The organism is Rahnella sp. JUb53, assembly GCF_004346065.1.
Classification (GTDB): Bacteria; Pseudomonadota; Gammaproteobacteria; order Enterobacterales; family Enterobacteriaceae; genus Rahnella; species Rahnella variigena.
In genome coordinates this window covers 58,268-70,659 of the sequence record NZ_SLYT01000016.1, presented here as the reverse complement: position 1 = coordinate 70,659, position 12,392 = coordinate 58,268, and the positions used below count along the sequence as shown (strand labels likewise).

11 protein-coding genes are annotated in these 12,392 nt (G+C 51.9%); 2 read left to right on the top strand and 9 right to left on the bottom strand.

Going from position 1 to position 12,392, the window contains the following annotated elements; all coding sequences use genetic code 11:
• Position 1 precedes the first annotated feature (1 nt).
• The 7 genes from EC840_RS24295 to EC840_RS24265 all read right to left on the bottom strand — a co-directional run bounded on the left by EC840_RS24295 (position 2) and on the right by EC840_RS24265 (position 7,776).
• Positions 2 to 184, bottom strand: coding sequence for a type II toxin-antitoxin system HicA family toxin (locus tag EC840_RS24295; RefSeq protein ID WP_113877532.1), 183 nt, complete (start codon positions 182 to 184; stop codon positions 2 to 4).
• Between the two features lie 114 nt (positions 185 to 298).
• A complete protein-coding gene (proX, locus tag EC840_RS24290) occupies positions 299 to 1,294 on the bottom strand; it encodes a glycine betaine/L-proline ABC transporter substrate-binding protein ProX (RefSeq protein ID WP_112290456.1) in 996 nt (331 codons plus the stop codon).
• A 24-nt stretch (positions 1,295 to 1,318) separates the two neighbouring features.
• Positions 1,319 to 2,320, bottom strand: coding sequence for a glycine betaine/L-proline ABC transporter substrate-binding protein ProX (gene proX / locus EC840_RS24285; RefSeq protein WP_132967335.1), 1,002 nt, complete (start codon positions 2,318 to 2,320; stop codon positions 1,319 to 1,321).
• A gap of 116 nt (positions 2,321 to 2,436) precedes the next feature.
• Positions 2,437 to 3,636, bottom strand: a complete 1,200-nt coding sequence (gene proW / locus EC840_RS24280) for a glycine betaine/L-proline ABC transporter permease ProW (RefSeq protein ID WP_132967333.1) — start codon at positions 3,634 to 3,636, stop codon at positions 2,437 to 2,439.
• On the bottom strand, positions 3,633 to 4,829 hold the full coding sequence (proV, locus tag EC840_RS24275) for a glycine betaine/L-proline ABC transporter ATP-binding protein ProV (RefSeq protein ID WP_112290451.1): 1,197 nt from the start codon (positions 4,827 to 4,829) through the stop codon (positions 3,633 to 3,635). The genes proW and proV overlap by 4 nt, the downstream gene beginning before the upstream one ends.
• Positions 4,830 to 5,417: 588 nt before the next feature.
• A complete protein-coding gene (locus EC840_RS24270) occupies positions 5,418 to 6,131 on the bottom strand; it encodes a response regulator (RefSeq protein WP_129638950.1) in 714 nt (237 codons plus the stop codon).
• Entirely contained in the window at positions 6,124 to 7,776 is a 1,653-nt protein-coding gene (locus EC840_RS24265; protein WP_129638951.1) for a sensor histidine kinase, read from the bottom strand. The genes EC840_RS24270 and EC840_RS24265 overlap by 8 nt, the downstream gene beginning before the upstream one ends.
• Positions 7,777 to 8,096: 320 nt before the next feature.
• Between EC840_RS24265 and EC840_RS24260 the strand changes: the two genes are divergently transcribed.
• Positions 8,097 to 9,452 (top strand): 2-hydroxycarboxylate transporter family protein, encoded by a 1,356-nt coding sequence (locus EC840_RS24260; RefSeq protein ID WP_132967331.1) that lies wholly within the window; start codon positions 8,097 to 8,099, stop codon positions 9,450 to 9,452.
• 194 nt (positions 9,453 to 9,646) lie between these two features.
• The gene (locus EC840_RS24255) at positions 9,647 to 10,207 is read left to right on the top strand and encodes an NlpC/P60 family protein (RefSeq protein WP_132967329.1); all 561 of its coding nucleotides are present in this window, start codon (positions 9,647 to 9,649) and stop codon (positions 10,205 to 10,207) included.
• A gap of 49 nt (positions 10,208 to 10,256) precedes the next feature.
• Here EC840_RS24255 and mgrA read toward each other — a convergent pair whose 3' ends face one another.
• Together mgrA and nrdF are read right to left on the bottom strand one after the other, a co-directional pair.
• Entirely contained in the window at positions 10,257 to 11,297 is a 1,041-nt protein-coding gene (gene mgrA / locus EC840_RS24250; RefSeq protein WP_132967327.1) for an L-glyceraldehyde 3-phosphate reductase, read from the bottom strand.
• An 81-nt stretch (positions 11,298 to 11,378) separates the two neighbouring features.
• The gene (gene nrdF / locus EC840_RS24245; RefSeq protein ID WP_113877541.1) at positions 11,379 to 12,377 is read right to left on the bottom strand and encodes a class 1b ribonucleoside-diphosphate reductase subunit beta; all 999 of its coding nucleotides are present in this window, start codon (positions 12,375 to 12,377) and stop codon (positions 11,379 to 11,381) included.
• Positions 12,378 to 12,392: the final 15 nt, after the last annotated feature.

The following is a 12,392-nucleotide window of genomic DNA, read 5'->3' as shown; positions in this document are numbered from 1 at the left end:
ATCATATCCCTGCCATTTTCATAATGGATTTGAGGGTTCCCACAGGTAAATCATTTTTGGGGTGAGGAACGGGAAAAGTTTTGTTGGTGACAGGTGACCACCAAATTTGATGACTTCCTCCCCGGTGACGCTTGAGTTCACAACCCGCTGCAAGCAGCGCTTTAATCAATTCCGTCGATTTCATGGGCTCTCCTTAACAATGTGTCATTATACACACGAATACACACCAAGGCGATTGACAAAAAAAACGGGCGGAGATTTCTCCCCGCCCGCTGGCCTTACTGAGTCTGATGTAATGTTATTTCGCTGCGGCAGCCGCTTCTTTTACCCAGCCGTCGAACTGTTCCTGGTGGGCTTTGATCCAGCCATCTGTCTGCGCGGAGATATCAGCATCTGAATTTTTACCCGCGTGCATGGCGGCGTTCTGCGCATTGATGTCTTTGAGTGGCAGTTTCATGATGGCAAACAGTTTTGCCGCCGCCGGGTTTTTCTCAGCCCAGGCTTTGTTCGCCACGATGTGCATGGTGCTCACCGGGAAACCGTAGTTTTTGCCGTTTGGCAGTGTGGTATCGGCATTTTTATCACCCGGTACCACAGAGAACGGTACCTGCATCCACAGCACGTCTTTGCCCGGAACCAGCACATTGCTGACCCAGTACGGCGTCCAGGTGTAATAGAAGATCGGCTTACCTTCTTTGTAACGCGTGATGGTGTCGGCAATCATCGCGGAATAGTTACCCTGATTGTGGGTCACGGTATTTTCCAGTCCGTAGGCTTTCAGCTGCTCATTCAGCGCGGCTTCACAACCCCAGCCCGGCGTACAGCCGGTCAGATCGGCTTTGCCGTCGCCATTAGTATCAAACAGCTTGGCCAGTTTCGGATCCTTCAGCTGTTCAATATTGGTAATGTGGTATTTCTCAGCGGTTTTCTTATCGATCAGCCACCCTTGTGCCGCGCCGGTCACGTAGGTACCTTCGCGGTAAAAGACTTTGTCGCCACCGGCGGCTTTGTACATTTCATCATGCAGCGGTGACCAGTTGACGGCGGTGAAGGTCGCATCACCGGCAGCCAGCGTTGTGTAACCGACGTTGTAATCGACCTCACGGGTTGGCTGCACGTCATAGCCCAGTTTCTCCAGCGCCTTGCTTACCAGTTCGGTCTGAAAAGACTCCTCACTGATGGTGCTCTGGACCGGCGTCACGCTGATGCCTTTACCCGGCAGATCGGCAGCGAATGTAGTGGCTGTTGCAAATGTGGTGAGGGCGGCAACCGCCCAGATTCCTGTCTTTTTCATAAATTCCTCGATTTTTATAATGCGTTATTTTGCTGCGTCAGCAGCTTCTTTAATCCAGCCATCGAAGGTCGCCTGATGCGCCTTGATCCAGCCATCAACGTGCTGCTGGATATCTTCTGATGAGGATTCACCTTCATGCATTCGCAGGTTCTGTGCATTCACGTCGGCCAGTGGCAATTTCATGATGGCGAACAGTTTCGCGGCCGCCGGGTTTTTCTCAGCCCAGGCTTTGTTTGCCACAATGTGTTCGTTATTGACCGGGAAACCATAGTTCTTGCCGTTAGGCAGGGTGGTATCCATGTCCTTCTGCGAACCCGGATTTGCCGAGAACGGCACCGTCAGCCAGACCACGTCTTTGCCCGGTTTCATCTCGTTGCTGACCCAGTACGGTGTCCAGGTGAAATACAACACCGGCTTACCGGATTTAAAGCGGGTGAGGGTGTCAGCGATAATCGCCGAATAGTTCCCCTCGTTTTGCGTCACGGTATCACTCAGGCCGTAAGCCTTGATTTGGGTATTGATCACCTGGCCGCAGACCCAGCCCGGATTACAGCCTGCCATATCAGCTTTGCCGTCGCCGTCGGCGTCAAACAGTTTGGCGATTTTCGGGTCTTTCAGCTGCGACAAATCGTGGATGTGATATTTGTCGGCGGTTTTCTTGTCGATCAGATAACCCTGTGCCGCGCCGCTGATATAGGTGCCCTGACGGTAGAATTTCTGGTCGCCACCGGCTGCGTTATACATGTCTTTTTGCAGCGGTTCCCAGTTCACGGCCATGTAAGTGGAATCACCGCTGGCGATGGCGGTATACGCCACGTTGTAATCCACTTCACCGGTTTGCTGAACGTCGTAGCCCAGTTTTTCCAGTGCACGGTTAACCAGTTCGGTCTGAAAAGTTTCTTCTGCAATGGTGCTTTGCAACGGTTTGACGACCACGCCTTTGCCCGGTAAATCGGCAGCGAAAGCGGCAGGTGTCGCAATAGATAATGCGAGGATGAGTGTTTTATTGATCAAAGTTGTGCGCATGGTGAACCCTTATTCTTTTTAAGTTTGTGGCTTATGAATACGTAAGAGTGGACTGCGTTGTTTTAGCTTTTGAGAGTTCCCGGCAGCGAACCGCCGGGAAAAATGCAGTATGTGGATCAGGCTTTTTTGGTGAAAGGCTTCATCACCAGACCGACAGGACCGCGGGTGAACCAGCGGTGACCGCCTTTACTGCGGCTGTCGCGACCCATCGACTGGGTGAGGCGGTCGAGAATAATGGCGAGGATAACGATACCCGCACCACCGACCGATGCCAGACCCATGTCCAGACGGCCGATACCGCGCAGAACCATCTGACCCAGACCACCCACGGCGATCATCGAGGCGATGACCACCATCGACAGTGCCAGCATCAGCGTCTGGTTAATCCCGGCCATGATGGTCGGCATCGCCAGTGGCAGCTGAACTTTAAACAACATCTGACGCGGGCTGGAACCAAATGATTTCGCGGCTTCGATCAGGTCTTCCGGCACCTGATTGATACCCAGAATGGTCAGACGCACGACAGGCGGCAAGGCAAAGATAATCGTCACCACGACGCCCGGTACGTTACCGATACCAAACAGCATGACGATCGGCACCAGATAAACGAACGCTGGTGTGGTCTGCATGGCATCCAGTAACGGCCTGATAATCTTGGCCGCCTTCTGGCTGCGCGCCAGCCATATCCCGAGCGGTAAACCTATCAGGATACAGAAGAACAGCGAGGTCAGAACCAGCGCCAGCGTCACCATTGCCTGTGACCAGGCACCGATCGCACCGATCAGCACCAGCGAAACCAGCGTGGCTGCACCCATACCCAAACCGGCCATCTGCCACGCAAGCAGGGCAAAGACCAGGATCGCAATCGGAGCGGGCAGAGATTCCAGACCGTGCTGGAAACCGCTCAGCACGAAATCGACCGGGACGCGGATCCCCTGGAAGACAGGGCGGAAGTTACCGACCAGCCAGTCGATCCCCTCAGTGACCCAGCGGTCGAGCGGGATCAGCGTGCTGTGAAACGGATCGAGAATATTAAAATGCTGATGCTGTTCCGGTGCGACGCTCAGCCAGTCGTTGGCCTGCGCGGCCGCATGATGGGTGGCATCCGGTGCGCTGGTCGCGGCATCGCTGCCACCGCCCCATGGATCACTGCTGCTGGCATCGGCTGGCGCTGCACTCGTCGCGGCGTCAGCTTGTGGTGCAACACCGCCACTGGCGTTATCGGCACTCCACGGATCGACGGACGGATCCAGGGTCTGTGCCTGAGCGGCTTGTGCGTGCTGTGTCATTGTGTTCGTTACGGTTGAAGTGCTCATTCGTTACCCCCTTCTTTATCCAGAGCCTGAAGCAGCATGGCTTTGGAAATAATGCCGATATAGTTATTGTCCTCATTGATCACCGGTACGGCGCAAGGCGCGGCGGCGACATGAGAAATCAGTTCGCTGAGAGGCATGTCTGCCTGCACGGCTGCCGGAGATTCCAGCAGGGCACTTTCCAGCGACTGATTGGCTTTAAGCGCAGTTTTCAGGGATTCAATCGACACCACGCCGATGAATTTCTGTCCACGTTCAAGCACATAACCATATTCACGGTCTTCGTCTTCGAGCAGCTTAAGGGCGGCACGGGGACCAAAACCGGGGGTTTTACGAATAAGCGTGCCACGACGGCGGGCAATGTCTTTGGCACTGAAGACCTGACTGATATCGACACCGCGGAAGAAGGTGCGCACATAGTCGTTGGCCGGATTATTAAGAATGTCTTCCGGCGTGCCGACCTGCACCACTTCGCCGCCCTGCATAATGGCGATGCGGTCGCCGATGCGCATGGCTTCGTCGAGATCATGAGAAATAAACACAATGGTGCGCTGATGCTGAGCCTGAAGCTTCACCAGCTCATCCTGCATTTCAGTACGAATTAACGGATCGAGTGCTGAGAAGGCTTCATCCATCAGCAGAATGTCAGGATTATTGGCCATGGCGCGGGCTAAACCGACACGCTGGCGCATACCGCCCGACAGTTCATCAGGATAAGAGTTGGCATAGTTTTCCAGCCCGACCTGACGCAGGGCGTCAATGGCTTTGGCATTGCGCTCTTCGACCGGCACACCGGCCAGTTCCATACCAAACGCGGTGTTATTCAACACGGTCAGGTGTGGCATCAGCGCAAAGGACTGAAAGACCATACTGATTTTACTGCGGCGCACCTGGCGCAATTTTGCTTCTGAGATTTTGGCGATATCTTCGCCGTCGATCAGGACTTCGCCACGGGTGGGCTCTATCAGACGATTGAGAAGGCGTACCATGGTGGATTTACCGGAACCGGATAACCCCATGATGACGAAAATCTCGCCTTCTTCAATGGCCAGACTGGCATTCTTAACGCCAAGTGAAAGACCGGTTTTCTCAAAAATTTCTTCTTTACCCTTGCCTGCATCAATCATCTTGAAAGCGCGATCCGGGTTTTCGCCAAATACCTTATAAAGATTCTTTACTTCGATTTTAATTGCCATGCAATGTGCATTCCTTGGATATAAATAGCCGTATCGGCTCGATGTCTAGTTTTTGTGTTGGACCGTATAAGATTTTGCCTGTAACAAAATAGTGAACGCTTTATACCCTAACACATCGAAATTCTGAGACAAGTCTCAATGTTTCTGAATAATATTCGTGATTGTGTTTCGGGTTACGTATTTGTGTGTATCAGGCTTGTCTAATTTTGTCTGGATCCGCTGACATTTAATGACAATTTTCAGGGCTTCATGGCGGGCGGTTTTCCGCTGCATTTAAATTAAGTATATTATTCAGAATATATATTTAAGTGATTGTTTTTATTTGTTTTATTTTATGATCTTGTTGTCGATTTTTTATCATTAATAATTGCAGGGAATTTAACCGGGAAATGCGAATTTTTTGCGCAGACTTTACAGGTGTAAATAGTGATTTCAGGGAGGGTGATTACCGGTGAATTTACCGGTTGTCTGAAAGAGGAAATTGAGTTGATATAATGGCAGGATTCGGCGGGCAGAGGGCGTAATTTGCCGGTGCTGACACCGGCGATGAACGTGAAATTCGTCACGGAAAAAAGAGGAAATTGAGTCTCAGGCCTCAGAATTTTTTGTGACGGCTATTTTCCGGTACAGGCGCCGTGGATGGCCGATATTTCCGTACTGCATCTCGACGCCGATAAAGCCAATTTCCACGCAATATTCCAGATATCGGCGGCCTGTCGTTTTGCTGATCCCGACTTCCTCAACGACTTCTTCAACCGACCAGCTGACGTCCGGTTTCGCGTTAAATGCGCGCTGAACCAGTTCGAGCGTATTAGGCTCGATGCCTTTGGCTGAAGGGGCTGCCGGTGTATCGCTGGCGGGCAGATTGAACAACTTATCCAGAGCCCGCTGATCGACCACTTTCACATTACGCAGCGTTTGCACCAGCTGCATAAAACGTTCCAGTGAACTTTGCAGCCGGTGGAAAGACACCGGTTTGATAATGTAATCGAACGCGCCGCTACGCATCGCCTGACTACAGGTTTGCATATCGCTGGCCGCGGTAATGAAAATCACCGAACAATCGAAGCTTTTCAGCAGCGGGCTGTTGATTAAATCCACACCCTGGCCGTCCGGTAAATAGTTATCGAGCAAAATCAGCCGTGGCTCATGCAGGCGCAACAACGAGCGCGCCTGTTCCAGCGTGGCGGCGATACCCACGACACGCAGATTGAAATTTTGCTCGATAAAATCGCGGTGCAGACCGGCCAGATGCGGCTCGTCTTCCACAATCACGACATCGAGAGCGCTGCTGTTATTCATGGTTCTGTCCTGTTAATGCTTCAGCCGGGTACGGGATAAAGACTGAAAATATCGTACCTTGCGGCGTGTTGTCTGAGATTTCGATGCTGCCGCCGGCCTGACGGACATATCCGGCCACCAGATAAAGCCCGATACCATGTTCCGCGCCGGTCGTGTCGTGGTCGCCTGAGGGCTTGCTTGTCACGCCCTGTTCAAACAGGCGCGGTTTCAGGTCATCATCCACGCCGCTGCCCTGATCGGCGACTTCAATCAGCAGCTCCTGATTCCTGTCTGAAATATACAGTTCGACCGGCACAGAAGGCGTCAGCGCGTTGAGGGTGGCATCCACGGCGTTATCCAGCAGATTACCGACCACCGACATCAGCTCGGTTTCAGTGATAGCCGCCGGAATGCGGGTGAGCTGGCAGGCGGGATCGAAACTGAGTTCAACGCCTTTTTCGCGCGCACTGACGTATTTCCCCAGCAGCAGGCCGCAAAGTGCCGGCGAAGTGAAGCGCGCCGAGACGAAATCCAGCACTGCCTGCGCACCTTCCGACTGCGCCTGAATATAGTGCATCGCATCGTCGTAACGCTGCATTTGCAGCAAACCCGCCAGTGTTGCGGTCCAGTTCAGCTGTTCGTGGCGCATGATGCGCAGATTGTCTGCGTAGCGTTTCACCTGACTCAGCTGGCTGCTCAGCGTATTTATGTCGTTTTTATCGCGGAAACTGAACACCCAGCCACTTTCTTTACCCGGCTCCAGCTCGATGGGAACGCGGTTGACGATCACCTGTCTCTGATTCAGCACCGTAATCTGATCATGCTGGCTGTTATTTTCACTGATACCACTTTGCGTGAAGAAGGTGGGCGGTGTCTGAAGCACTTCCGCCAACGGTTTACCCAGCAGTTCATTTTCTGGCTGATGGATATCAAGCAACTCGCGTGCGGCGCGGTTAATGGAAATCAGCTGTTTTTGGGCATTAACTGCGAATACGCCTTCGTACATGGCTTCAAGCAAGGCTTTTTGCTGGCGAACCAGCAGCGCGATATCTTTGGGTTCAAGCCAGAACATCTGTTTTTTAACGTTGCGGGTGAACATCCACGAAAAAATGAACAGCAGTAATAAAAGAAGCAAACCGTATAAACCGGCCTGCGCCAGACGATGGCCGTTAATATTATCAATATAAGAAGTGAGGTAGCCGACGGAGACAATACCAATGACCCGATTATTCTCATCCAGGATCGGCGCTTTACTGCGTAATGAAACACCTATACCGCCTTGCCGGACGGAAATAATGGTTTTCCCCGCCAGCACCTCCGCGTTATCACCGCCAATCATCGGCAGGTCGATCCGCTCCGGTGATTGTGAATGATAAAGATGCAGCTCGCGGTTATCGCCGATAACGATATAACTGGCATCGCTTTTATCGCGTAAAGGCTGGATAAGTCGTGCGATCCCGGTGGTATCCCGCGCCTTAACCTTCTGCGCCAGTCCCGGCATCAGCGCGATTTCACTGGCCTGAACCCGTGCACGCTGGCCGAGGTCGTGATGCAACTGACGATCGATGATATGAAATAAAATAGCACCCAGCAGTGCCAGCAACAGGCAGGAAAATACCACCAGAGATAAAAAGAGTTTTACCTGAAAAGGCATGCGGAGTTTCATACGGCCTGCTGCAAGATTAACGTAAAGATACACATTGAATAAGCGTACCACGGGGCAGTAAGGGCTGTAATCGGACAAAGACAGAGTTGTGAACAGGCATTATAAATAACGATGAATTCACTCAGTGATTACAAGGGTAATAGGGCTTTTTACTACAAATCTGACAATCCTTATAAATCAAATAACATTAACTCCATAAACACCATAACAACCTTAATCCCTGCGGTTTTAATTTGAACAAACTCACATCCGGCTGACCTGCTGTTTTCTTATGCTCAAAACATCAATAAGAAAAGTATTTATGAGAAAGAGGCAATGTCATGAGCACAACCGACGATTCCTACATCGCAGTCAAAGAAAAGAAAACCTCCGGCCTCTCGGTCAGGCAAAAATGGTGGCACATTCTTGATAACTACAAGATAGGCATTATCCCGCTGCCTTTCTTCCTGCTGGCCGGTGTGCTGATCCTGCTCGATTGCCTGAACGGCAAATTACCCAGCGACATTGTGGTGATGGTTGCCACGCTGGCCTTCTTCGGTTTTGCCTGTGGCGAATTCGGCAAACGCTTACCCGTCGTCGGCAAACTCGGTGCGGCGGCGATTTGCGCCACCTTTATTCCATCGGCGATGGTGCATTACGGTTTACTGCCGGACGTCGTGGTGGATTCCACGGTCAAATTCTATAAATCCACCAATATTCTGTATCTCTACATCTGCTGCATTATTGTCGGCAGCATCATGAGCATGAACCGCCAGGTGCTGATCCAGGGCTTTATGCGCATTTTTGTGCCGATGTTATGCGGTGAAGTGGTGGGCATGATTGCCGGAATGGCGATGGGCACGGTGTTAGGTTTACCGCCAATGCAAACCTTCTTTTTCCTGATCCTGCCGATCATGGCCGGTGGCGTAGGTGAAGGTGCGATCCCGCTGTCGATGGGTTATGCGACCATTTTGCACATGGAACAAGGTGTGGCGCTGGGGCGTATTCTGCCGATCGTGATGCTGGGCGGTCTGACGGCAATTGTGCTGGCGGGCGTGCTGAATCAGCTGGGGAAACGCTATCCGCATCTGACCGGTGAGGGGCAGCTGATGCCGTCGAAAAAAGGTGAGCTGGGCAGCGGTACTGACAAATTCGAAGGAAATCCGGGCGTGAATGCGCTGGCCTGTGGCGCGCTGCTGGCAATCCTGCTTTACATGGTCGGGATGCTCGGTCAGAAGTGGATCGGCCTGCCCGCGCCGGTTGGCATGTTATTCGCGGCAGTACTGGTAAAACTGGCAAATGGTGTTTCACCGACCATTCAGCACGGCTCGATGACGGTGTATAAATTCTTCCGCACCGCAGTGACCTATCCGGTGCTGTTCGCGGTGGGTGTGGCGATCACGCCGTGGCAGGAACTGATCAACGCTTTTACCCTGCAAAACCTCCTCGTGATCGTGACCACCGTGCTGGCGCTGGTCGGCACCGGTTTTTATGTCGGCAAGAAAATCGGTATGCATCCGATTGATGTGGCAATTGTTTCCTGCTGCCAGAGCGGGCAGGGCGGCACCGGTGACGTGGCTATTCTGACTTCGGGTAACCGTATGACGCTGATGCCTTTCGCGCAAATCGCTACCCGCATCGGTGGTGCAATCAACGTTTCTGTCGGATTATTTGTGCTGGCGAAATTCTTTTCATAATCCCCGTAACAGCCCCTTTCACCGAAGGGGCTGGTTTCACTGAGAAAAAATCCCCAGTCCAAAATTGGACAGAAAATAGTCAGATTATTTCACTTTATCTGGTTATTATTTGCGCACTCAGCGACGAGTCACCCGCCCCGAGAGCCGGTTCCCACGTAAGGAAGAGCACTATTTTTTAACGAAAGAATCCACGCATGTTCCGTATTAAATCGCTTGTTTCTGCCTTACTGCTTCTTGTAGCCGGTTTATTCAGCACCCATTCCTTTGCTTTTGATATGCCTGAAGAGTTTGAGTCTATGGATACCTATAAATTTTTCCACAGCGAGCTTTTTGATGGAAAAGGTTCCTCCGTCACTGCGGTTAACACCGGCAACTCAGAAAATATTAAAAGTGCCTTGCTGGCTGAATATCCGCGCTGGAAAGGGACGCATTATCGCTGGGGTGGAACCACACACAAAGGTGTCGATTGTTCGGCGCTGATGCAACATCTCTTCCGGGATTCCCTGCAAAAACGCCTGCCGAGAACCACGTTTCAGCAAATCAGGAACGGCAGAAAAGTGAGTAAAAATAGCCTGAAACCGGGGGATTTAGTCTTTTTCAAAACGTCGCCTGGCGATCGTCATGTCGGCGTGTATGTCGGGGATCATCTGTTTATTCATGCCTCGAAAATTGAAGGCGTCACGATTTCATCACTGGATAATCAGTACTGGGTCGATCATTACGAAACAGCACGACGTTTAGAGCTGATGAGCTAAAAAAAAGGCGGATCCTTTTCAGGATATCCGCCTGTTTTACTTTGAATATTTACTTATCCGATGACGCCTGCCACAGATTCAATTCACTATCCGCCACATGTTTATCAATCGCTGCCAGTTCTTCTGCGGTGAAACGCAGATTGTCCAGCGCCTTGACGTTTTCATCCAGTTGTTCAGGACGGCTCGCGCCAATCAGCACTGACGTCACGCGGTTGTCTTTCAGCAGCCAGCTCAGCGCCATCTGCGCCATCGTCTGTCCGCGCTGTTGCGCCATTTCATTGAGCAGCCGCAGGCTGTTCAGGTTTTCCTCAGACAGCATCCTGGCATTCAGCCCGCGCACTTTATTCCCTTCCACCTGCATCCGCGAACCATCCGGAATACCGTTGAGGTATTTACCGGTCAGCAAGCCCTGAGCCAGCGGCGTAAAGGCAATGCAGCCCGCGCCGTTTTGTTCCAGCGTATCCAGTAAACCACTCTTATCGACCCAGCGGTTCAGCAGATTGTAAGAAGGCTGATGAATAAGCAGCGGCACTTTTAGCTCGCGCAGCAGTTCAGCCATTTTCTGTGTACGTTCCGGCGAATAAGACGAAATCCCGACATACAACGCTTTGCCACTTTGCACGGCGTAAGCCAGCGCTGCTGCGGTTTCTTCCATCGGCGTTTCTTCATCCACGCGATGAGAATAGAAGATATCGACGTAATCCAGCCCCATGCGTTGAAGGCTTTGATCAAGGCTTGCCAGCAGATATTTGCGTGAACCGCCGGAGCCGTAAGGCCCAGGCCACATGTCATAACCAGCTTTGGTGGAGATAATCAATTCATCGCGATACGGGGCGAAATCCTGCTTCAGCAAACGACCAAAATTCTCTTCGGCTGAACCCGGAGGCGGGCCGTAGTTATTCGCCAGATCAAAATGAGTGATGCCTAAATCAAAGGCTTTTTGCAGTAATGCGCGCTGGGATTCGAGCTGGCTGACATGGCCGAAGCTGTGCCACAGGCCAAGAGACAGTGCAGGGAGTTTTAAACCGCTCTGACCGCAGCGGCGGAATTGCATGGTTTCGTAGCGGGAGGGGGAGGCCTGATACGGCATGATGTTTCCTTCTTTTTAGAGGAAGTAGGGTTATTTTTGAAACACTGTTTTATTGTAACCCTTGAAGAAATTACAGCAACATCAGAAATCCCAGTCCTCGTCTTCGGTATTGACGGCTTTGCCGATCACATACGAGGATCCGGATCCGGAGAAGAAGTCGTGGTTTTCGTCGGCGTTTGGCGATAATGCGGAGAGGATCGCCGGATTCACATCCGCCATGCTGGCCGGGAACAGGGCTTCGTAGCCGAGATTCATCAGCGCTTTGTTGGCGTTGTAATGCAGGAATTTCTTCACGTCTTCGCTCCAGCCTACACCGTCATACAGTTCTTCGGTGTAGCGGATCTCGTTGTCGTACAAATCCTGAATCAGATCAAACGCCTGCTCCTTGATCTGACGCTGACGCTCTTCGCTTTCCAGTGCCAGCGCTTTCTGGAATTTATAGCCGATGTAGTAACCGTGAACCGCTTCGTCACGGATGATCAGACGGATCAGATCCGCGGTGTTGGTGAGCTTGGCGCGGCTCGACCAGTACATCGGCAGATAAAAACCGGAGTAGAACAGGAACGACTCAAGGAACACGCTGGCGACTTTCTTCATCAGCGGATCTTCTCCGTCGTAATACGACAAAATGATCGCCGCTTTATTTTGCAGCGCGACGTTTTCCTCGCTCCAGCGGTAGGCTTCATCCACGTCCACGGTGGCGCACAGCGTCGAGAAAATTGAACTGTAAGAACGCGCATGCACCGCTTCCATAAAGCAGATATTCGAGTAAACCGCTTCTTCGTGTGGCGTCACCGCATCTTTCATCAGCGTCGGTGCGCCGACCACGTTTTGCACGGTATCCAGCAGCGTCAGGCCGGTAAATACGCGGATCGTCAGTTGTTTTTCCTGCGCGCTGAGCGTCGCCCACGACGGAATATCGTTCGACAATGGCACCTTTTCCGGCAGCCAGAAATTCGACGTCAGGCGGTTCCACACTTCGAGGTCTTTATCGTCCTGGATTTTGTTCCAGTTGATGGCTTTGCTGACCGGTTGGGGTACTAACCTTTGTTTTACTGTGAATGTTTTTACTGCGCTCATCTTTAAAGTCCTTTC